The following is a 21,304-nucleotide window of genomic DNA, read 5'->3' on the forward strand; positions in this document are numbered from 1 at the left end:
ATGCAAGGAAGAGTCATCAAATCTACTGGGAGCTGGTACATGGTACAGACAGCATCTGGACTTGTCAAGTCTCGGCTACGTGGCAAATTCAAGCAAGATAACCTCAAACTCACCAACCCCATTGCTGTAGGAGATTATGTGGAAGTGGTGCAGGAGGCTGACTTACCTACTTGGACCATAGACGAAATTCTTCCCAGAGAGAATTACATCATCAGGAAATCTACCAGAAAAATACATTTTTCTCATATCATTGCCTCTAATATTGATCAAGCTTACCTGATCATTACTATCCGAAACCCCAGAACATCACTTGGTTTTATCGATAGGTTTTTAGTGAGTACAGAAAGTTTTAGGATCCCTGCTACCATAATTGTCAATAAAATGGATTTGGTAGAAAAAGAGAAAGACTTAGAATACCTCCAAGATATCCATGAAATCTACGAACTACTAGGTTATCCTGTCATAGAAATATCTGCAACCACTGAATCAGGTCTAAAGGAAAAATTCCTCCCTCTTTTAAAAGGAAAAACTACCTTGATGTCAGGTCATAGTGGGGTTGGAAAATCTACCTTGCTGAATAAATTGATCCCTGAGGCTGCCCAAGAGACCAAAGAAATATCAAAATTCAGTGCTAAAGGAGTACACACGACTACATTTGCAGAAATGTTTGCGCTAGAGCAGGGTGGCTACTTGATAGATACCCCTGGGATCAAAGAATTTGGTATCCTCGACATCGATGACTTTGAGCTTTCCCACTATTTCCCAGAGATGAGACAATACCTGGGTCAATGCAAATACAACAATTGTAGACACCTCAACGAGCCGGGCTGCATGGTGCTCGAAAAACTTGAAGAAGGTTACATCCACCCATACCGCTATGACTCCTATGTCAATATCCTTCATGAAGAAGATGATCATCGCTAAAGATTTTTGATTCTAACTTCAATTGCCTTAATTTTCATCTTTGAAACTGGATCAAAGCTAACATGAGCGAAAATCAATCTCTAGTACTCAATCACCGTCAAATCGGACAGAAAATCACCCGAATGGCCTATGAAATCTATGAAAGAAACTCCTCAGAAGAGGAAATTTTCTTCGCAGGAATATCAGGAATGGGCAAAGTTTTCGCCGATCTCTTGGCTGATAAGCTCCAATCAATCTCTCCATTAAGAGCATCCGTAATGGAAGTCATTCTGGACAAAAATTCACTTGTACAAGGCGAGGTAAAACTTTCTGGGAATAGTAATCTGGAAAATAAATGTTTGATTCTGGTAGACGATGTATTGAATACTGGAAAAACACTGGCTTATGCACTTAAACCTTTTCTAGAAATTCCCATTAAAAAAATGGAAATGGCGGTCTTGGTCAACCGAAGCCATAAACTTTTTCCAGTCTCAGCTGATTATACAGGCTTAGAGTTGTCCACTACCCTCAATGAACATATTGAGGTAAATTTGACCAAAGATAATTATACCGTACACCTTCACTAAGCGATCATGTCTGTACATCAGTCTTCTAATATCAAGCGCATCACCACACATATTCTACAGGAAATGAAAAATCGTGGTGAAAAAATATCCATGCTTACAGCTTATGATTTCTCCATGGCAGGCATAGTTGATGCAGCTGGGATTGACATCATCTTGGTAGGTGACTCTGCTTCCAATGTCATGGCTGGACACGAGACCACCCTACCGATTACCATGGATCAGATGATCTATCATGCCACTTCGGTAGTCCGTGCTGTAAAACGTGCTTTTGTGGTAGTTGACATCCCTTTTGGTTCCTATCAAGGCAATAGCTCTGAAGCACTACGGTCTGCAATTAGAATCATGAAAGAATCTGGCGCACATGCTGTCAAAGTAGAAGGAGGATCCGAAATCAAAGAATCCATCACCAGAATACTGAGCGCTGGAGTACCAGTCATGGGACACTTAGGCCTGACACCCCAGTCTATCTATAAATTCGGCACATATACCGTTAGGGCAAAGGAAGAAGAAGAAGCCAATAAGCTAATCGCCGACGCCAAAATATTGGAGGAAGCAGGCTGTTTTGCGATTGTGCTTGAAAAAATACCTGCCAAGCTTGCCAAGCAAGTAGCGGAAACTGTCAGCATACCAGTCATCGGTATCGGCGCAGGTGGTGATGTAGATGGCCAAGTGTTAGTTGTTCATGATATGCTAGGCATCACTCAGGAGTTTAAGCCTAGATTCCTCAGGCAATATGCAGACTTGAGAACAACCATGACTGAAGCAGTCCAAAACTACATCACTGATGTCAAAGCAAAAAACTTCCCCAATGAAAGTGAGAGTTATTAAATTTCACTTATACCTATTATTTTTATGTATATCCGCTTACTTGCACTGGCCGAACAATTAATCATAGAATGTATGATTCCATTTTCGGTTGACTGTGTGCTGTTGTCTGTTGACGAGTATTCGCAAAATATAATGCCTCTTTTTTCATAACATGCAACATTGCGGATACTCATATTATTTTTTTTTCATAAAACTGTAATTATCAGCTATATTGTCTAGGTATTTCTACAAGCCACAAGACAATGAAAAACCTCAGCTATAAGATTAAGGCCTTATTTTTTTGCTTTTTTTTATTCAACTTTCTAGGCCATGCACAAAATCAGGCGATCCAAGATAGCTTGGGAAACCTAATACAAACCTCATCGATAGACAGCATCAAAGCAGAAGCCCTGATGGATCTAGCTTGGCAAAAAATGTATGCTGAAAATACTGAAGCGTTAGACCTAGCACATCAAGGAATCAAAACTTTGGAAAATGTCAGCAGCCTAAGGATCATCGGATATGCCTATACCGTGATCGGGGTAGTACATTGGGTAGGGTCCTCTTATGACTCGGCTGCTTACTATCTCAATAAGTCTGCCGAGGCCTATCAAGCAAAAAATGACCTTAGAGGACTTTCGGCAGTCTACAACAACCTCTCAATGGTCTATCAAAACAAAAGTGACTACACCAAGGCGCTCGACTATGCAACACTCGCATTAAAAACTTCTGAAGAAATTGGAGATGAAAAAATGATTGGAAACTCATTATTCTCTGTTGGAAATATTAATTATTTATTAGAAGACAACTCCAAAGCCCTTGGCTATTATCGCCGAGCCCTGACTACCAAAAACAAAGTCAACGACAAGCACAATCTCCAGAAAATCTACCTAAACCTTGGGTCTTCTTTTCATAATTTAAAAGAATTGGATTCTGCAGCTTTTTACTATTCCAAATGCGTGATGACATCCGAAGAACTGGGAGATTACAAAGCCTTGGCAATCGCATCTACTAACCTTGGAAACTTTGATATGGAACTCGGAAGACCCAATCAAGCATATAAGCATTATCTAAAATCACTAGAAATCTATCAATCAAAACTCAATAATGATTATGATTATGCTGTGCTTCTTCAATCCATGGCCAAAGCTCAACTACAACTAGAGAATTTTCCCTTAGCGGAGGATTATGGAAAAAAATCATTGGCTTTATCAGAAAAAATTAAAGATAACAAAAGACTCTCTGCTGCACACACAGTACTAAGTGATATTTATGAAGAAAAAGGAGATTTCCAAAAAGCATTGTCTTCCTTCAAAATGGCTCAATCTTTTAGAGACAGTATTTTCAATTTGGATAAAGCTGCCTTGTTAGCAGACATCGAAACCAAGTATGAAACTGAAAAGAAAGAAAGCCAAATCATCCTTCAAGAGACCGAACTATCCAAACAAAAAGCTAGTAATCAAAGGAATCTAGTATTGATCTTCTCTCTGTTGGTTATCCTTTTCTTGATAAGCATACTTTTTCTCCTCAATCAAAGCAGACAGAAAAAAGCCCGCCAACTTCTCCTTCAACAAAAAGAAATTGAAATCAAGGAAGCCTACATCAATGCAGCGCTTGAATCTCAAGAAGTCGAAAGAAAACGATTCGCACAAGACCTGCATGACGGATTTGGTCAATTGATTTCAGCTCTGAGATTGAATATTTCCAACCTGAATGACAGAAATGGAGAAATGGAAGACCGAATTGCTATTGTGGACAAGAGTGAGTCAATCCTCAAGGAAATGCATACCGAAATCCGAAACATCGCCTTCAATTTAATGCCTGCCACATTGATCCAATTTGGATTGAAGGAAGCGCTGATGGAATTTGCCCAACGCATGAATAGTTCTGGGAAAATCCAAATCATCACAGACACCCAAGAGATGACTGGGAGACTCAGTGAAATCCAAGAGATCTCACTCTATCGCGTGATTCAAGAATGGGTCAATAATGTCATCAAATATGCCAATGCCTCCAAAATCACAATTCAGCTAGTCAGGCATGACATTGAGCTCAACTTATTAATTGAGGATGATGGAGCAGGCTTTGATGTCAATAGGCTTCAGAATAGTTCGGGAAATGGCTGGAGAAATATTCAATCAAGGCTTAAAAGAATCAATGCAGATTTTGAAATAGATAGCCATCCAGATAGAAAAGGAAGTAGCTTGATTATCGATCTTCCGATAGATAAGCTCACTATTGCCAAGGAAGCCGACATAATGGTATAATATACCCACTACTACGGATTTTCTCACATTGAGATAGCTAGTAACTTGCAGGCATGTTTGCAATGTTGCGTCAGTTTCTGAAACTTAAAATAAAAACTCAGACCATGAAAATATTTCTGGTGGACGACCACGCTATCCTATTGGATGGAATCAAAAGCATACTTGAAAAAGAACCCACTCTTAAAGTTATCGGCGAAGCCAATACCGCAGAAGTTGCATTAGAATTCATCAAACAGCATGAAGTTGATTTGTTGATCACAGACTTCAATTTACCTGAAATGGATGGGCTAGCCTTGGTGAGGCTGGTAAAAAAAATCAGTCCTATCACCAAAATCATCATGCTTAGCATGCATGATGAAGTACACTTGGTCAAAGAAATCCTCAAAGAAGGGATAAATGGATATATTCTCAAAAACGATAGCCACAAAGAATTGCTATCAGCTATAGCTGCTGTCGATGCCGGGAAAATTTACCTAAGCAATGATATCAATAAAATCATCATCAATAGCTTACAATTCCCAGATGAAGAAAGAATGCTCACGGATAGAGAAAGAGAAATACTCAAACTCATTGCCAAGGAGTTTTCCAATCGGGATATCGCTGATCAACTTTTCATTTCAGAACGTACCGTAGAGACCCATAGAAAAAATATATTCCGAAAGACCAAGACAAACTCCCTCGTAGGCTTAATTAAGTTCGCTTACGCAAATAACTTAATCTGATTTACCTACTTCTTAAATCGGAAGCCTGCTTTCAGCTCTATCCGCTGTCCTCTAAATGGATCATCTCCTCGATTGAAAAAAGTAACGTACTCCAAGCCTACAAATACCTTGGAATTGGTACGCAACTCCAGCATGGTATTGGAAATCAAAGGAGCAGGAAATGCACCAAAACCGTCTCCATCTGCCAAATATTGCCCGTAAGCTAGACTACTTTCAAAATGCACCACCATAGCACTAGGCAATAAGTAATCAACCATCACTACTGGCCCTATACCGGCATAGAAACCATGTGGATTGTAATATACATCTGGGGCAAGACTATAATCGAGGTAATAATCTCCTATATGACCTCCAACTGCAACGGCAAGTTCGTCGTTGATTTTGACATTTTTGGCGATATTCCACCAGCCTATGAAATTATGAATCCAAGTAGCATTAGGTCTATACGTGTAGTAAGGCATTTCTCCTGTAAACACCAGCTGAACTCCGGAACCTATAAAATCCCCCGGCAATTTATTCCTATAGGACCAGCTCCATGCACCTGCTGACAGATTCATTTTCACAAAATCAAATTCAGGAAAAAAGTAGGTAGTCCCGAGTTGGTTTGATTTATCTGCTGGATTGGTCAGGTTGAGATACTTGTAAGATATCCCCATGGTTCGCACACCATTATGTTTGACATTATCCCAGCTTCCCGATTGAGCAAGTCCAGTTAGGGTGGGAAGGGATATCATGATCGATAATAGAAGTTTCTTCATAGCAAATTGAGCATTGGTTGAAAAAGAAAAGCCAAGGCGCTAACCTTGGCTCCGGTCAGTAAATGGATTACTTCCCTTTGGCCCCAACGACCAAGGACTTGGCAAACTCTTTTGAGTATTGGGTAAAAAGGTCTTTAGAGGCAGCGATATAGTCTTCTTTGGACATCTCTATGATTCTCGGATCGAAGTTGACGTCTGGCTTAGCTTTCAATGAAAATAGTTTGCTCATAAGACTCTCCGCTTTGGTCTTATCCTTTGAAATTACAGCTGAATACTCTTTATCAGAAATAAAATCTGCATTTAGCCTCGCTGGTGTACTGCCAGGCGATCCATTTTTCGAAATAAAATCAAAAGTATTGTAAGTGATCCGCATCTTTGGAACCACTTTCATTTCTGCACTGGTAGTCTTCCCTCTTCTACCAGCATCCAAGTCCACATCCAGTTCTACAGTAGAAAAATCCACATCAATATTTTGTGTCATCAATATCGCATCACTCGCTTTATAGTAATTCTTGATGGCAACAGCCAGAGGAACCCCACCTACAGCAAAGCTCTTTTCATTAAACATAAAAATTCCTTGCTCTGGAAGCATCTGAACTTTGGCATTACCTATGTCAGACTCATCAACTTTCCCCTTCTTCTTGTCAGTTTTTCCTTCGAATCTATCTTTGACTTTCTGAAAGGCATCCTGCTGCATCAATTCCTCTACTGGAACTACTTTGAAGCCTGCGTTGGCGATTTCTCTTTCTAAGATCTTCTGAAAATCATTGGTTAGGGCTTGATAATCTTCCAAGGTCATGCCCGCATTGAGTATGGTGGTCACTTGTGCAGAACCACTTTGTTGACCTGCATACTGCCCTCCTTTGCTATGTGCTTCGAAGACATTCTGCAACTTACTGAGCTTTCCTTCTTGTACCACCTGCTTGGTTTCTACATAAGTTTCAAAACCCACACTCAGCTGAGGAATGGCAAAAGCAGTTGCTCCCTTGATGGTTTTGTTGTAATGCCCTTTGGTTCCTATACCAGTGAACATTTCTTGAGCGAATAGCGATCCCGCTGACAATGTCAGTATCGCTACGGATAAGATGATCTTTTTCATGATTGAATTGGTTTTCGTTGGGACTAAAATCTATACCCAAAGCTCCGAAAACACCCTCCATCAAAACATACCCTACAGCTTGTAAATTCGACTACCCACTAGCACGGATAAGCTATGGTCGCACTATCAGCTTCCTACTGTGACTTTGCCCATTGCCTAAACTGAAATTCAAAATATACAGCCCTGGAGCCAAGTTACCAGGCTGAAGGAATATTTCCCTATTGGCTTCCAGCATAAGCTGCTCAACTAAAATCTGACCCAGGCTATTTACCAACCTTACTTCCGCAGCCTGATTGGCAAGTATACTTACAGGCCCTGTAGTAGGGTTTGGATACACTTTCACCAAAAATCCCTCACCTTCAGGATTGGAAACCTCAGATATAGACTTGAGATACAACAATCCTCCCGCAGTAGTCCCCAAAAGCAAGTCATAGCTAGACCCAAAAGCGTCTGCCACCCTACTTATCCAAGTATTCCGACCCAATCGAGCAGGTCTCAACTCCTCACCAATCCTGACCAGTACTTCTTCTCTATCCTTTTTATTCATAAAATCATCGATCCAAAAAAGCTGCCCACGCTGATCAGCAGCATACAGGCTAGGTCTCTGTCCAGGCACCACATGTATAGTCAAATTCCTGGAAGCAGGATTATCTTGGAAACCGAGAAAATTCCGCTCAAGCAAATTCAAAGTGGGAATTTCCTCGCCAAAACTTACTTCATAAAGTAGCAACTCACCTGTCTGCCGAGCCAAGAGCAAGTAGTCTCGATTCTGAAAAGCAAATAACTCAAAATGGTCCAATGGCCTTGGTGTCAAGCCTGGCACATTGACTTCATTCTTCACAGTAAAATCCTCGAATGCGGTATGGAACAGTCGCTTCACCAAGGCAAAATTGACTGTATCCGTGCCAGCAAGCCAATAGCTATTCTGCCCAGTGGCACTGCGATAGGTTTGATATTGGAGGTCTGTCAAGTCTAGCTCTGACAAACTCAAATGATCCTCCTCAGTCAAGCGCCAATCTTCCGCTGTCACTTCAATGATCCTGAGGCTACCGACCACTCGACTACCTTTCAATGTGTTAGCTGACAAGTAAAGTTTGCCGTTCAACTTATTTCCTTGAAAACTAGGCCGCGTATTCTCTCCAAGGTCAAGCATCTGATCTTGTAAAAAAGGAGTAATTCCACCACCTTGCAATGGTATAGAAAAGAAATTCCTGCTGTAATCTGCCCTGAAGGAGCCTGCTATCGAAGAAGAATTGGTGGTAATCAGTAGCTGATCATGCCACAACTGCGCTGCATGGAAAATCGGAAACTCCGGCAAGACTCCAATGCTCGGCAGCGATGTCGAAAATTCATCAAATATAGGATTGGCATTAGTCCCCTTATTGGGTAAATAATAAAGTTGATTGCATTCATCCTGTCCCATCAATAAATCCATGACTCCATCGCCATTGAAATCTGCATAGAGAATGGAATGACCTCCTGCATGCTCGATCCGCTTGTTGTCATCTTCGATAACTCTGCCCATCGGCATCCCCGAGCAGGTGATCCCAAAGCTAAACTGACCACAGTCACAAAACTCAAAGCCACCCCACCTAGCCTCGGGAAAAGCAAAACCATCAATATCTGGAACTCCTTTTCGTTCTACGGAAGTATTTCTGTAAAATTCCAAGAAATCTCCCGAAGCAAAATTGAACGTAGCAATATCCAAATCACCATCCCCATCGATATCCATGATCAAAGGAATATCTAGGTTATTGGCTTGCAGGTTGCTATTATTATCCAATCTAAGAAAATTCTGAGCCAGCTCCCAGCTAGGGAAAGTAGCGCCTGGGGGACTGACATTTCTATACGCTCTGATCCCAAATGGACTGGAAGTAAACAAGTCCTTTTTCCCATCCCCATCATAATCTGCAAGTACTAGAAAGCCATTGACATCCGAAGGAAAGTAATAAGAAAGTTGAGGCAAATGTATAAAAAACACATCCTCTTCTTTAAAAACAGAAACTTGTCTGGCATTGATATCCCATATCACCAACTCCTCTTCCCCATCTCCATTGACATCCATGGTCTGAACTTGCGCGGCATTGAGCCCACCAGAAAAAGCCAATGGAAGCATCTCTCCTTCTTTGAGTAAACTGACAGGACTTGCAAATTCAAAAGCTGTTTGCCCATAACTCAGCAACGAAAACTGACAAGCAATCAGTAGACTGAAGTAAGCTTTTTTCAAAAAAGAAGGACTAATTTTAAATGACATATTTACTCGTACAACTTATTCTAGAACAGCATGTTGAAAATTAATGATCAATACCAGTATCATAAAGGCTAACTCTTCCAAAGTTCAAATTTTTAATTTTAGTTCATGATTATCCGCTTACTTACAAGTAGAATCTAAATAATGGAACAAACCTATGATTTCTAGCCAATATCAATGAATATCCAATATCTATAAGTATCGGATTGATCTAAGCCCGCATTTAAATTGGTTATAGGTATAATTGCGGATATACATATTTGAGTTTGCTCCTACTTTTTACACAACTTTGGAAAAGTTGAATCTCAACCTATAATCATTTATAGATGACATTGCTATCAATGCTCAAATTAACGATCAATTCTTGATAATGATGCCACGAATAGCTTAATTTTAGGATTCAAATTGAGTTCTTATGTCCGATATCCAATCACTCTACACTCATTTCCTACAATCCACAGGAGTCAGCACTGATACACGTAAAATCGATCAAGGCAATATTTTCTTTGCCCTGAAAGGACCAAACTTCAATGCCAACAGCTTTGCTGCACAGGCTTTGGAAATGGGGGCCTCACTCGTCGTCGTCGATGATCCTGCAGTGGTGATTGCGGGAGATTTGAGGTACTTCTTATGTGAGGATGTATTGAGCACGCTCCAAGCGCTTGCACTACACCATCGAAGACAACTGAACATCCCCATCATAGGACTGACTGGAAGCAATGGTAAGACGACCTCCAAAGAACTCCTGCATGCTGTATTGAAGCAAAAATTCAAGACTTCAGCTACAGTTGGCAACCTGAACAACCATATCGGCGTGCCTTTGACACTTTTGGCAATCGAAGAAGAAACGGAGATCGCAATCGTGGAAATGGGCGCCAACAAACAAGGCGATATCAAGGAACTCTGTGATATTGCAGAACCTACACACGGGTTTATCACCAATATCGGAAAGGCTCACCTCGAAGGTATGGGAGGGCCAGAAGGAGTCTTGAAAACCAAAACTGAGTTATTTCAGCACTTAAGAGCACACAAAGGCACTGTCTTTATCAATTCCCAAGACCCTATCCTTTCCAATATGGCCAAGCGCTTTGAAAACCCTGTCCTCTACCCAGCCAAAGGTGATTATTGCGAAGTGGAGTTTGTGGATGCCAATCCCTTTGTAAGATTCAAAGTAGAAGGAAGCGAAGATTCATATCTCAGTTCCATGATAGGAGCATATAACTTTGGGAATATTGCCACCGCCATTACTTTAGGGAAGTTTTTCGGTGTTTCTATAGAAAAGGCAGTTCAGGCTATCGTCAATTACAAGCCTTCCAATATGCGTTCTCAACTCGTAGAAAAACGAAGCAACTTGATCATCTTAGATGCATACAACGCCAATCCATCCAGTATGGAAGTGGCGATCAAGACTTTTGGCGAGATGACTGGGAAAAAACACAAAATGATCATCTTGGGGGACATGTATGAACTTGGTGATAGCACCCAAGCCGAACACGAGAAATTGGGTGAATTGGTCAGCCAATATGATTTTGATAAAATTTGTTTTGCCGGAAAGCATACCCAAGCGGCTTTGGCAAAGGCTCCGATGAAAGCACTCTATTTTCCTGATCCTTTTTCCTTCAGAAACTGGCTACAGGATTCCAAATTAGAAGATCATCTGATTTTGATCAAAGGAAGTAGGGGAATGAAATTGGAGGGCTTGGTGGATTTTATATAAAAAGTTGCTTTGGCAAATAATACCCCTGTTAAATTTGAAGTTGATATTAGTTGAGATTTTGTTACTCAAATTGACAATTATGCTTAACTATTTCACTTTACAGTAGTTTTAATCGGTGAATCACGAATTAATCCAAAAAAATGCCTACTCCATACCTTAACTTCCTAAAAGAACTCGCCAACAACAACTCCAAAGAATGGATGGATACTAATAGGGATTGGTATCAAGAGGTGAGGGCTGTGTTTTTGGAGGATGTGGCTGAGTTACTGGAAGGAGTTAGTTCTTGGGAACCAGCTCTTGCCGGATTTAAGGCCAAAGATTGTGTTTTCAGGCAAAATAGAGACATCCGTTTTTCTGCAAACAAAGCCCCTTACAAAACCAATTTAGCAGCATATTTTTCCGTAGGAGGCAAAAAATCCAATGGCCCTGGCTATTATTTGCACATACAACCTGGTGAGAGCTTCATCGCTGGAGGAATATGGATGCCTCCCGCTGATATTTTGAAAAAAATCCGTCAAGAAATCGACTACTCTGGGGAAGAACTGCTTAAGATACTCAATGAACCCAATTTCAAGAAACATTTTTCCAGCTTAGAAGGCGAGCAACTTAAAACAAGCCCAAGAGATTATGATACCGAGCATCCACATATCGATTTGCTCAGATACAAGAGTTTTATCGTATCTACGCCTCTGGCCGACAAAGATATTTCTTCTGGTAATTTCAAAACCAAAACACTCGATGCTTTCAGACTGATGAAACCCTTTCACGATTTTCTGCATCAAGCGGTGGATGAAGCTGAAAGTGGAGAGGGGTTGTTGTGAGGAAAGGATCCTTAAAAGTAGTTCCGGGAATGCTTCTTTACAAGAAAATGCAATTCATTCGATTTAACGAATGTTATTGGGAAAATATCATTTAGTATCTAATATCAATGAATATCAAAGCTAAACTAAATCGGTTTTTTCTACCGTTACAGACAAAGTACTATATATGCATGTAAAATATCCCTACCCCAGCAAAACCTCCTCTATCATCACCGCCACCCCATCTTCTTTATTGCTCAAAGTCACTCGATCTGAAATTGCCTTGACTTCCGCCCGGGCATTGCCTACCGCAACTCCCATCCCTACGGCTTGAAGCATTTCTATATCATTATAATTGTCCCCAAAAGCCATCACTTCATCCATCGCAATGTCATACTTACGCGCTAGAAGGAGTTGTAGCGCCGAGGCTTTTGAAATAGACTTGGGAGCAATTTCTATATAGGTATCCTTGGAGCGGTAGAGGTGCAAGTCCTCACCAAGGTGTTGCTGTGCATTTTGAAAGAAAAAATCTATCTCTTCGGCAGGACCCATACACATGACTTTGTGCGCTCCTTTTCTTCTGGCTTTCCACATGGCCAATACTTGATCTGCGGGCTGAATGGTGGGGTCTACCCTTGTATTGCTAGCCTCCCGCTCCGCCCAGTAATCAAAAGCAGGCTCGTACCATTCCTCCCCTTGATACAGACTGACATGGACTTGTGTGCCTTTGGCTATCTTCACCAAGGCTTCACAATGATCAAGCCCTATCGCTACATCATCCAAAACCTCTTGATAGCTGTCGTGAATCACAAATCCCCCATTGTAGCAAATCAATGGTTCGCCCAAGCGTCCCATATCTTGCTGTAAATGTCGCATGGCATCAGGCATACGAGAGGAAGCAAGTATGATAGGGAAATCCTTGGGTAATCGCGCAATCGCTTGAAGTAATCTTGGGGACAGCACCCTGTCCCCATTCAATAATGTACCATCTATATCAGTACAAATCGCTTTAATCTGCATCAGGCTATATCAAAATCATTCGGATCAAAGTTATCAAAAAACCCTGATATCGCTCCGAAACCTACGATAAAGAGGATCAATAAACCCAACCCTACTGCCAATGCAGTCCAAATTAGCTTGGCCTTGGCCCAATTGGCTTTACTCGGATTCCCGTTTTTGTCCAATGCCCATACGATCAGCATGATAAAACCTACTATAGGAATGTTAGCGATAAATACAGTCAAAAACCAGTCTGAAGTATTGACTGGTGGATGTTGAAACTCTTGATTGATGTACATAGTGAGTGGGGTTTTGGTATAAGTTTTTTAATCTATATTGAAAACAGCTTTATTCGCTTATTTCAGCGCATTTAATTTAAACTTAAATTTTTAAAAAGCCATAAAATCAAAAAAACACTGATGCTGTTTCATCAGTGTTTTGAAAATTGTCGGAGTGACTGGATTCGAACCAGCGACCCCTTGCACCCCATGCAAGTACGCTACCAGGCTGCGCTACACCCCGAATATTTTGCGAATTAAATGGATCAAAACTTTATTTCAAAATAGGATTGATCTCAATCATATCAATACAGCAATAGAGGACTAAGCGCAGTAAATCACATTTTCCTCCAGTTGATTTTGTGGCATAATTGCAGAATATCCTAATCTTTATCTCAGAAAAGCCTTAACTGTATCAACCACCGCCTGAGGCTGCTCTGCATGAAGCCAATGCCCAGCATTTTTAATATAGATCAGGTGATTATTAGGAAAGAACCTGTCAATGTCTTTCTTGTCTTTTTCTTGGATATAATTCGAATTGGCACCGCCCATGAAAAGTGTCGGCTTATCGAAAGTACCTTCAGAATCGAGAGCCTCTCCTACGTTTTCGATTTTATCCATGATCACCGAAAGATTGATCTTCCAGATAAAGTCTCCAGCACTATTCCTACCCAAGCTTTTGAGCAAAAACTGTCTGATTCCAGCTTCAGGAACATACTTTGCCAATTGGTCATCAGCTTCCTTCCTCGATTTGATTTCGTGAAGATTGATGGAGGACAAACCCTCAAGTATGGTTTGGTGATGAATAGGATAGTATCTCGGAGCAATGTCTGCTACGATCAGCTTCTTGACTTTTTCAGGATACCGCAAAGCAAAATTCATCACAGTCTTGCCACCCATCGAATGTCCCATCAGGTATGCCGTTTCAATTCCTTCATCTTCCATCAATTCCGCAAGGTCCCCCGCCATGACTTTATAGTTCCACTCATCACTATGTGGGGAGTCACCATGATTCCTTTGGTCTACCAAGTACAGTGTAAACTCCCGCTCCAACTCTTTGGCAATGCTAAACCAATTATCTGCCGATCCAAAAAGCCCGTGTAATATAATCAATGGCTCTCCTGAACCCTTTTTTCTAAAATTCAATTTCATTTCCTTATCCTTTAAAATTCAACTTAAAGACTTCCCCACAATCAATCTATTATTTCCTAAACATTTCGCCACAGGCATATCCCCACCTCATCAATCCCCTATCTCCACCTTACCCATCTATTTCTATTCTATTTCAACTATATTTCCACTATATTTCAACCCCCCATCCATCACTTAAATCCAAATATCAATTAATATCTAAGTCTCCATCAATATCATTCAAACCTACCCCCTATTTCCACTTTATTTCCACCATATTTCAACTTTATTTCACCCCACCACCCATCACTAAATTCCAAATATCAATTTATATCTAAGTATCCATCAATATCAATACCCCCCTATTTCCACCTTATTTCCACCTTATTTCTACCTTATTTCTACCCTATTTCAACTTTATTCCACCCCCATCACTTAAATCCAAATATCAATTAATATCTAAGTATCCATCAATATCATTTACCCCCCCTATTTCCACCTTATTTCTACCTTATTTCAACTTTATTTCACCCCACCACTTAAACCCAAATATCAATGAATAAAAAATATCCATCAATATCATTTAAACCTCCAACTGCCTTCTATACATCTGAATGGTGTTCTCCAATCCATAATAGAGTGCATCACAAATCAATGCATGACCAATGGATACTTCATCAAGGAACGGGATACTCTCTTTGAGGAATTTTAGATTGTGCAAATCCAAGTCATGTCCCGCATTCAAACCCAGTCCTAATGCGCTAGCTAAGTTGGCTACCTCTACATAAGGCTTGACGGCGGCATGCTTGTCCTTATGGAATTGTACAGCGTATGGTTCTGTGTAGAGTTCCACACGATCTGTTCCTGTAGTCTTGGCTGATTCAAAAAACTTTGCTTCAGGGTTGATGAAAATAGAAACCCTTGCACCATAGCTTTTCAATTCAGCGACTATATCTTTCAAAAATTCCTGGTGAGTAATGGTATCCCAGCCCGAATTGGAAGTAATGGCATTGGGTGGATCGGGCACCAATGTAGCTTGAGCAGGCTTGACGGTCTTGATCAACTCCATGAATCGCTGATCAGGATAGCCTTCTATATTGAACTCAGTGGTGACTACCTTGCTTAGATCAAGGGCGTCTTGGTATCTAATATGCCTTTCATCTGGCCTTGGGTGCACGGTGATCCCCTCAGCACCAAAGCGCTCAGCATCCAAAGCCACTTGCACCACATTGGGATTATTGGCTCCTCTGGCATTTCTCAGGGTAGCGATTTTGTTAATATTTACGCTTAACTTGGTCATTTTCCTAGATTAAAAGATAATTTTGTGACAAATTTACACCTATAACACAAACAACAAGGGAATGAGTTTAAAGCTAAGTGTAGAAAGTGAAATTAAAAAAGCCATGTTGGCTAAAGACAAGGATAGATTGCGTGCACTGAGATCTATCAAATCCTTGATCATGCTGGAAGAAACCAAAGGTGGAGCAGCTGGTAGCATCTCCGAAGATGAGGAATTGAAACTCTTGACTAGAGCGGCAAAACAGCGTAAGGATTCAGCAGATATCTATCAGCAGCAAGGCAGAGAAGACCTCTATGCTGTTGAAATGGCTGAATTGGAGATCATCTCAGAGTTTTTGCCTAAGCAGCTTACAGAAGAAGAACTTGAGGCAGCTTTGAAAGCAATCATCGCCGAAGTAGGCGCCGAAGGTCCCAAAGATATGGGAAAAGTGATGGGAGCTGCTACCAAGTCGCTCGCTGGAAAAGCAGATGGCAAAGCCATTTCAGCCAAAGTTAAATCCTTACTTTCCTAATACAATTTGGCCACTCTAGACATCATCATTCTGGCAATATTGACTATCGGTACTTATAGCGGGTACAAGCAAGGTCTCTTTATCGGAATCATCTCTATAGTGGCCTTTTTTCTTGCCATTTTATTGGCTTTCCAGCTGATGGATTGGGGCGCAGAACTACTCTCCAATAAAGTAGAAAACCTCACTTTCATGTTGCCCTTTTTGGCATTCTTGATCATCTTCCTGATCGTCATCATCAGCATCAGGGCATTAGCATATTTGGTCAAAAAAACCATAGACCTTACCATGCTAGGATCCATGGACAATGTAGCTGGTGCAATTTTGGGCATATTGAAGACGGGTTTTATCTTGAGTTTACTGCTTTGGGTAGCCAATTCCTTTGAATTTGAACTTTCAGAAACATGGATCTCTGAATCCAAGGTGTACCCATTCTTACAGCCCATAGCCCCATTTACCATCAACATACTTGATGCTTATACTCCCATCGTCAAAGAAGCAGTAGAATCTATTCAGACACTTGTAAACACGGCCAAGGATGCTGCTCTTGATTGACAACTTCGACTCTTTTGCATACATCTTGGCGGATTACATCAGACAAACGGGAAAGGATCTGAAAATCGTCAGAAATGATGTCCCACTTGATGAAATCATCAAAGAGGAATACCAAGCTATAATCCTCTCCCCTGGTCCCGAATCTCCTCAGAAGGCAGGTAATCTCATGCAGGTTTTGGATTACTATCATGACAAAATCCCTGTCCTCGGCGTTTGCTTGGGACACCAAGCCATAGGCGAATATTTTGGTGCCAAATTAGTCAAGGGGCTACACCCTGTGCACGGAAAAGTCCACCAAGTAATAAAGGTTGCCGAACACCCTGTCTTGACTGATCTTCCAGACGCTTTTGAGGTAACACGTTATCATTCTCTGATTTTGGAGGATTTACCAGCCTCATTGGAATGTTTGCTAGAGACAGCTCAGGGTGAAATCATGGCCATAGCGCACAAAGATTTGCCCATCATAGGCATCCAATACCATCCAGAAGCCCACCTCACGGCATTCGGACTAGCCTTAATCAAAAATTGGGTCACCAATCTACAATCTTAAATTGTTCCTTTTCTTACTTTCAAACAATATAAGAAATCTACCCCCTCTCCTAATCTTCCAATTTTCAAATCTTACAATCTATTCATCCTTCAAATCTCAATCAACACCCTACTCTTTGCTATCACAAATCCCTAATCTTACAATATTTCAATTTTAAAATCTTCCAATCCTCCAATCCCCAATTCCCCCAATAACTCAATCAACTAGTCCCAAACTCCCCAACATTTAAACTTTTCAACTTCCCCAACTTTCAAACACATTGCTCCAATCTATTCCTCCTTCATCCTTCCCAACTCATCCTTCCCCCTCCCACTCATCCATCCAAAACACCTTTCAAAATACCGCTTTTTGTCCAAGGCACAGAGCATTTAATTATGCTAATTATTTTTTGTAACATAGATGCGCCAAGTACATTTTCATCTGGCAAATAATCTAAACCAAATTATACTTTATGAAGAAGATTTATCTGTCGTTGGTTGCTGGTGCGGGACTGTTATTTTCCCAAGCATCAACCACGCTGGCGCAGGGTGATTACCCAACTCTGAGTCAGGTCAATCAAAGGCTTCAGGCCCTTTCTGGCAGTGGAAGCCCTGCCAAACTCACTTCTCTGACCAAAACAGAGGGTGGAAAAGATATTTGGGTACTCAAAGTGGGCCGTGGCGACATGGACAATAAACCAGGGATCGCCGTAGTAGGCGGGGTTGAAGGTTTCCATGTACTCAGCGTGGAGCTAGCATTGCAGTTTGCTGAAAAACTGGTCAAAGACCACGCTTCCAAACTTGATAATACCACTTTTTACATTTTCCCTAACATGTCTCCTGATGCATACGAGCAATACCATGCTTCATTGAAGTATGAAAGAAGGGGAAATGCTGCCAAAGTAGACCATGACAGAGATGGTCAAGTCAGTGAAGATGGATATGAAGACCTCAACAAGGATGGATTCATTACCATGATGCGTGTTGAAAGTCCGATGGGTGATTACATGCCACTAGACAAAGACCCAAGAATCTTAGTCAAAGCAGATCGTAGCAAAGGACAAAAGGGAAGCTACATGATCTATCCAGAAAGTAGAGACAAGGATAAGGATGGACAATTTGGCGAAGACCTGACTGAAGGTATCGCTTTCAATAAATCATTGACTTACAAATTCCCAATTTTCCAGCCTCTAGCTGGTGACTTCGCTGCCTCTCAAGTTGAGACAAGAGCCATGTTGGATTATTTATTTGATCAGTGGAACATCTTTTCCATCGTGACTTTCAGCCCTGCAAACAACCTGTCATCACCTTTGAAATATAATCCAGCTGATGCCAGAAAACGAATCCTAACTTCCATGCTGGACAAAGATGTAGCCATCAATAGCATGGTGTCTGGCATATACAACGAGACTATTTCCCAAAAAGCATACAACCAAACCAACCAAGGTACAGATGGCGACTTCTTTCAGTGGGCATATTTCCACTTTGGGAGATTGAGCTTTGGTACCCCGGGATGGTGGGCACCTGAGGCAAAGGATGCGGATGGTAAGCCATTGGGTAATCCAGAAGCAAACTTCCTCGCTTGGGCAGAACAAGAAGGAATGAATGATGTCTTTGTCCCTTGGACAGCCATCGACCACCCAGACCTGCCAGGACAAAAAGTAGAAGTAGGAGGTATCAAACCTTTTGTAATGTACAACCCTCCTTTCAGCAAAGTAGCTGAAATCGCAGAAGAGCACACGAACTTTATACTCAAGCTAGCAGATATGCAGCCTAAGTTAGAGTTTCACAATGTGAAAACTGAAAAATTGAGCAATGGCTTAACAAGAATCACCGCTGATCTTTTCAATAATTCGCCTCTACCTACGCACTCACAATTAGGCGAGCGCTCCAGATGGCTGAGAAAAATCAGGGTAGATATCTCCAAAGATCAAAAAGACCTAGTCGCAGGTGAAAAAATCCAATTGATCAGGAGCGTGGGTGCTTTTGAAAAAACAACCCTCAGCTGGGTAGTAAGAGGTAGCGGTAGTGTAGACATCAAGGCAGGTGCAGCACATGCCGGATTTGCAACCTTGAATGTAAAACTCTAATCATAGAAATTCTGCTAAATGAAATGCCTACACAAGTAAGTTCTCACAAATGGAACCCAATTCGAAAAGGCATTCCATGTGACCTTTGAAAAAAATAACAAACACATGAAAATTAAAAACTGGATATATACAACCGCCCTTGGTGCAGCGATGTGCCTCGGAGCGACACAAGTCTCCGAAGCTCAGGTAGCTGATGGACGCTATTTCCGTGCTGCCGGTACACCGCACAATCCAAAAGTTCAGGTTTCCTGGAATAGATACCATACCAACAAAGCACTTTTGGAAATCATGCGTGACATGGTAGCCAAGCACCCCAATTTGGTGAAGCTAGAAAGTATCGGAAAATCTTACGAAGGCAATGACATCTGGGTACTGACAGTCACAGACTTCAAAGCTGGCAAAGCAGAAGATAAGCCTGCAATGTGGATCGATGGAAACATCCACTCCAATGAAATACAAGGTACTGAGTTCACACTATACACGGCTTGGTACTTGATGGAAATGTATGGAGAATTAGACTTCATTACAGAATTATTGAAAGACAAGACATTCTATTTTGCCCCTACGATCAATCCTGACGCCCATGATTACTTCATGACAGGACCTAATACTGGAAGTTCACCAAGATCTGGGATGATGGTATTTGACAATGATGGTGATGGTGAATTTGGTGAAGATCCAATGGATGACTTGGATGGTGATGGCAGCATCACACAAATGATCAGAAAGTCTCCTTATGGTAACTTGATCAAAGACCCAATGGATCCAAGAAAACTGATCAGAGTTGGAATCGATGAAAAGGGCGAATACGAAATGATCGGTCAAGAAGGTCTGGATAGAGATGGTGACGGTAGAGTCAATGACGATGGCATTGGTTACTATGATCCTAATAGAGATTGGGGCTGGAACTGGCAGCCAGATTATGTACAAAGTGGCGCTTTGAGGTACCCTTTCACAGTACCAGAAAATAGAGCAGTCATGGAATTCATCATGAAGCATCCAAATATCGCAGCAGCACAATCTTACCACAACTATGGCGGTATGATCCTAAGAGGCCCTGGTGCAGAAGAGGATTTAGGAACCTACAATGCCACTGATGTAAGAATCTATGATGCCATTGCCAAAAAAGGCGAAGAATTCATGCCTGGATATAGATACCTAGTAGTGTACAAAGACTTGTACTCTGTATTTGGTGGGCAGCTGGATTGGTTCTACGGAGGTAGAGGAATCTTCACCTATTCCAATGAATTGATGACATCATACCTATACTTCCATGAAAATGCAGGTAGAGGAAATCAGGACGAGCAAATGAAAGTAGACAAATACCTTACTTTCGGTGATGCGTTTGTAGATTGGAAGGAATACGACCATCCGCAATTTGGAAAAGTAGAGATCGGTGGATTCAAGAAAAATTTCGGAAGATTGCATCCTGGCTTCTTGCTAGAACAAGATGCACATAGAAATGCTGCTTTCTCCATTCTTCATGCTTACCATACACCTAAGCTTAGTGTAACAGAGGTCAATGAAAAAGACCTTGGTGGTGGATTGAAAGAAATCACTGCAACCATATACAACGAAAGATTGATCCCTACACACTCTAGCCAAGATCTGAAATACAAAATCGAAAGACCTGATTATGTATCGATCTCTGGTGCAAAAGTAGTAGCTGGATTCACCGTAGAAAATGAAGATTTCAATAGAGTGACCGAGCAAAAGGTCAGCCCCGAGAAACTCTCAGTAGCCAATATCCCAGGCATGGGCACTGTGAAAGTCAGATGGATCATCAGCGGAGGCGGCAACTACAGCATCACAGTAGATTCAGCCAAAGGCGGAAAGGCGAGTTGGAAAAAGTGAGTTTAGTGAATTAGTTATTGGTTATTAGTTACTGGTTAACAAGAGCTAAATAGACTAATACCTTATAAAAAAACCTCCTCTAAAGTGATTTAGGGGAGGTTTTTTCATACACCTAAGTACTACCTAGCAGATATATATTCAAAAATTTTT

Annotated in this window: 19 protein-coding genes and 1 tRNA gene; 12 read left to right on the plus strand and 8 right to left on the minus strand. The window is 41.3% G+C overall.

Annotation, left to right across the window (positions count from 1 at the left end):
- The 5 genes from rsgA (at position 1) to BW935_RS00380 (ending at position 5,286) form a co-directional block, all read left to right on the plus strand.
- On the plus strand, positions 1–924 hold the full coding sequence (gene rsgA / locus BW935_RS00360; protein ID WP_076497454.1) for a ribosome small subunit-dependent GTPase A: 924 nt from the start codon (positions 1–3) through the stop codon (positions 922–924).
- A 62-nt stretch (positions 925–986) separates the two neighbouring features.
- A complete protein-coding gene (locus tag BW935_RS00365; protein WP_076497456.1) occupies positions 987–1,490 on the plus strand; it encodes a phosphoribosyltransferase family protein in 504 nt (167 codons plus the stop codon).
- A 6-nt stretch (positions 1,491–1,496) separates the two neighbouring features.
- Positions 1,497–2,318: a 3-methyl-2-oxobutanoate hydroxymethyltransferase gene (panB, locus tag BW935_RS00370; protein ID WP_076497458.1), complete on the plus strand. Its 822-nt coding sequence runs from the start codon at positions 1,497–1,499 to the stop codon at positions 2,316–2,318.
- A gap of 242 nt (positions 2,319–2,560) precedes the next feature.
- The gene (locus tag BW935_RS00375) at positions 2,561–4,564 is read left to right on the plus strand and encodes a tetratricopeptide repeat-containing sensor histidine kinase (protein ID WP_076497460.1); all 2,004 of its coding nucleotides are present in this window, start codon (positions 2,561–2,563) and stop codon (positions 4,562–4,564) included.
- A gap of 104 nt (positions 4,565–4,668) precedes the next feature.
- On the plus strand, positions 4,669–5,286 hold the full coding sequence (locus BW935_RS00380; RefSeq protein WP_245802612.1) for a response regulator: 618 nt from the start codon (positions 4,669–4,671) through the stop codon (positions 5,284–5,286).
- A gap of 5 nt (positions 5,287–5,291) precedes the next feature.
- On the opposite strand, the gene BW935_RS00385 is transcribed toward BW935_RS00380, so the two are convergent.
- The 3 genes from BW935_RS00385 to BW935_RS00395 form a co-directional block, all read right to left on the minus strand.
- The gene (locus BW935_RS00385) at positions 5,292–6,044 is read right to left on the minus strand and encodes a hypothetical protein (protein WP_076497464.1); all 753 of its coding nucleotides are present in this window, start codon (positions 6,042–6,044) and stop codon (positions 5,292–5,294) included.
- Between the two features lie 67 nt (positions 6,045–6,111).
- Positions 6,112–7,143 carry a hypothetical protein gene (locus tag BW935_RS00390; RefSeq protein ID WP_076497466.1) on the minus strand — a complete coding sequence of 344 codons (1,032 nt, stop codon included), beginning with the start codon at positions 7,141–7,143 and terminating at the stop codon, positions 6,112–6,114.
- A gap of 112 nt (positions 7,144–7,255) precedes the next feature.
- Positions 7,256–9,397 (minus strand): T9SS type A sorting domain-containing protein, encoded by a 2,142-nt coding sequence (locus tag BW935_RS00395; RefSeq protein ID WP_084565748.1) that lies wholly within the window; start codon positions 9,395–9,397, stop codon positions 7,256–7,258.
- 412 nt (positions 9,398–9,809) lie between these two features.
- On the opposite strand from BW935_RS00395, the gene BW935_RS00400 reads away from it, so the two are divergent.
- Together BW935_RS00400 and BW935_RS00405 are read left to right on the plus strand one after the other, a co-directional pair.
- Positions 9,810–11,111: a UDP-N-acetylmuramoyl-tripeptide--D-alanyl-D-alanine ligase gene (locus tag BW935_RS00400; protein WP_076497467.1), complete on the plus strand. Its 1,302-nt coding sequence runs from the start codon at positions 9,810–9,812 to the stop codon at positions 11,109–11,111.
- Between the two features lie 140 nt (positions 11,112–11,251).
- Entirely contained in the window at positions 11,252–11,932 is a 681-nt protein-coding gene (locus tag BW935_RS00405; protein ID WP_076497469.1) for a DUF2461 domain-containing protein, read from the plus strand.
- A gap of 183 nt (positions 11,933–12,115) precedes the next feature.
- Here BW935_RS00405 and BW935_RS00410 read toward each other — a convergent pair whose 3' ends face one another.
- From BW935_RS00410 to BW935_RS00430, 5 genes are all read right to left on the minus strand, one after another.
- Entirely contained in the window at positions 12,116–12,931 is an 816-nt protein-coding gene (locus BW935_RS00410) for a Cof-type HAD-IIB family hydrolase (RefSeq protein WP_076497471.1), read from the minus strand.
- Complete coding sequence (locus BW935_RS00415) at positions 12,931–13,209, minus strand: hypothetical protein (protein WP_076497473.1); 279 nt, start codon at positions 13,207–13,209, stop codon at positions 12,931–12,933. The genes BW935_RS00410 and BW935_RS00415 overlap by 1 nt, the downstream gene beginning before the upstream one ends.
- Positions 13,210–13,358: 149 nt before the next feature.
- Positions 13,359–13,432 (minus strand) — tRNA-Pro (locus tag BW935_RS00420).
- A gap of 146 nt (positions 13,433–13,578) precedes the next feature.
- Positions 13,579–14,340, minus strand: coding sequence for an alpha/beta fold hydrolase (locus tag BW935_RS00425; protein WP_076497475.1), 762 nt, complete (start codon positions 14,338–14,340; stop codon positions 13,579–13,581).
- A gap of 562 nt (positions 14,341–14,902) precedes the next feature.
- Positions 14,903–15,619: a pyridoxine 5'-phosphate synthase gene (locus tag BW935_RS00430; protein ID WP_076497477.1), complete on the minus strand. Its 717-nt coding sequence runs from the start codon at positions 15,617–15,619 to the stop codon at positions 14,903–14,905.
- 61 nt (positions 15,620–15,680) lie between these two features.
- Between BW935_RS00430 and BW935_RS00435 the strand changes: the two genes are divergently transcribed.
- The 5 genes from BW935_RS00435 to BW935_RS00455 all read left to right on the plus strand — a co-directional run bounded on the left by BW935_RS00435 (position 15,681) and on the right by BW935_RS00455 (position 21,154).
- On the plus strand, positions 15,681–16,130 hold the full coding sequence (locus BW935_RS00435) for a GatB/YqeY domain-containing protein (protein ID WP_076497479.1): 450 nt from the start codon (positions 15,681–15,683) through the stop codon (positions 16,128–16,130).
- Between the two features lie 6 nt (positions 16,131–16,136).
- The gene (locus tag BW935_RS00440; protein ID WP_076497481.1) at positions 16,137–16,682 is read left to right on the plus strand and encodes a CvpA family protein; all 546 of its coding nucleotides are present in this window, start codon (positions 16,137–16,139) and stop codon (positions 16,680–16,682) included.
- The gene (locus tag BW935_RS00445; protein ID WP_076497483.1) at positions 16,666–17,232 is read left to right on the plus strand and encodes an anthranilate synthase component II; all 567 of its coding nucleotides are present in this window, start codon (positions 16,666–16,668) and stop codon (positions 17,230–17,232) included. The genes BW935_RS00440 and BW935_RS00445 overlap by 17 nt, the downstream gene beginning before the upstream one ends.
- A 451-nt stretch (positions 17,233–17,683) precedes the next feature.
- Positions 17,684–19,300, plus strand: coding sequence for a M14 family metallopeptidase (locus BW935_RS00450; RefSeq protein WP_076497486.1), 1,617 nt, complete (start codon positions 17,684–17,686; stop codon positions 19,298–19,300).
- A gap of 105 nt (positions 19,301–19,405) precedes the next feature.
- Positions 19,406–21,154 carry a M14 family metallopeptidase gene (locus tag BW935_RS00455; protein ID WP_076497488.1) on the plus strand — a complete coding sequence of 583 codons (1,749 nt, stop codon included), beginning with the start codon at positions 19,406–19,408 and terminating at the stop codon, positions 21,152–21,154.
- Positions 21,155–21,304 lie beyond the last annotated feature (150 nt).

This window comes from Belliella pelovolcani, from assembly GCF_900156785.1.
GTDB lineage: Bacteria > Bacteroidota > Bacteroidia > Cytophagales > Cyclobacteriaceae > Belliella > Belliella pelovolcani.

Excerpts from the sequence above, each read along its gene's own strand:
- panB (WP_076497458.1), top strand. The coding sequence starts at position 1,497 with ATGTCTGTACATCAGTCTTCTAATATCAAGCGCATCACCACACATATT.
- BW935_RS00425 (WP_076497475.1), bottom strand. The coding sequence starts at position 14,340 with ATGAAATTGAATTTTAGAAAAAAGGGTTCAGGAGAGCCATTGATTATA.
- BW935_RS00385 (WP_076497464.1), bottom strand. The coding sequence starts at position 6,044 with ATGAAGAAACTTCTATTATCGATCATGATATCCCTTCCCACCCTAACT.
- BW935_RS00375 (WP_076497460.1), top strand. The coding sequence starts at position 2,561 with ATGAAAAACCTCAGCTATAAGATTAAGGCCTTATTTTTTTGCTTTTTT.
- BW935_RS00455 (WP_076497488.1), top strand. The coding sequence starts at position 19,406 with ATGAAAATTAAAAACTGGATATATACAACCGCCCTTGGTGCAGCGATG.
- BW935_RS00365 (WP_076497456.1), top strand. The coding sequence starts at position 987 with ATGAGCGAAAATCAATCTCTAGTACTCAATCACCGTCAAATCGGACAG.
- BW935_RS00390 (WP_076497466.1), bottom strand. The coding sequence starts at position 7,143 with ATGAAAAAGATCATCTTATCCGTAGCGATACTGACATTGTCAGCGGGA.
- BW935_RS00400 (WP_076497467.1), top strand. The coding sequence starts at position 9,810 with ATGTCCGATATCCAATCACTCTACACTCATTTCCTACAATCCACAGGA.
- BW935_RS00450 (WP_076497486.1), top strand. The coding sequence starts at position 17,684 with ATGAAGAAGATTTATCTGTCGTTGGTTGCTGGTGCGGGACTGTTATTT.
- BW935_RS00405 (WP_076497469.1), top strand. The coding sequence starts at position 11,252 with ATGCCTACTCCATACCTTAACTTCCTAAAAGAACTCGCCAACAACAAC.
- BW935_RS00445 (WP_076497483.1), top strand. The coding sequence starts at position 16,666 with ATGCTGCTCTTGATTGACAACTTCGACTCTTTTGCATACATCTTGGCG.
- BW935_RS00395 (WP_084565748.1), bottom strand. The coding sequence starts at position 9,397 with ATGTCATTTAAAATTAGTCCTTCTTTTTTGAAAAAAGCTTACTTCAGT.
- BW935_RS00410 (WP_076497471.1), bottom strand. The coding sequence starts at position 12,931 with ATGCAGATTAAAGCGATTTGTACTGATATAGATGGTACATTATTGAAT.
- BW935_RS00380 (WP_245802612.1), top strand. The coding sequence starts at position 4,669 with ATGAAAATATTTCTGGTGGACGACCACGCTATCCTATTGGATGGAATC.
- BW935_RS00415 (WP_076497473.1), bottom strand. The coding sequence starts at position 13,209 with ATGTACATCAATCAAGAGTTTCAACATCCACCAGTCAATACTTCAGAC.
- BW935_RS00435 (WP_076497479.1), top strand. The coding sequence starts at position 15,681 with ATGAGTTTAAAGCTAAGTGTAGAAAGTGAAATTAAAAAAGCCATGTTG.
- rsgA (WP_076497454.1), top strand. The coding sequence starts at position 1 with ATGCAAGGAAGAGTCATCAAATCTACTGGGAGCTGGTACATGGTACAG.
- BW935_RS00430 (WP_076497477.1), bottom strand. The coding sequence starts at position 15,619 with ATGACCAAGTTAAGCGTAAATATTAACAAAATCGCTACCCTGAGAAAT.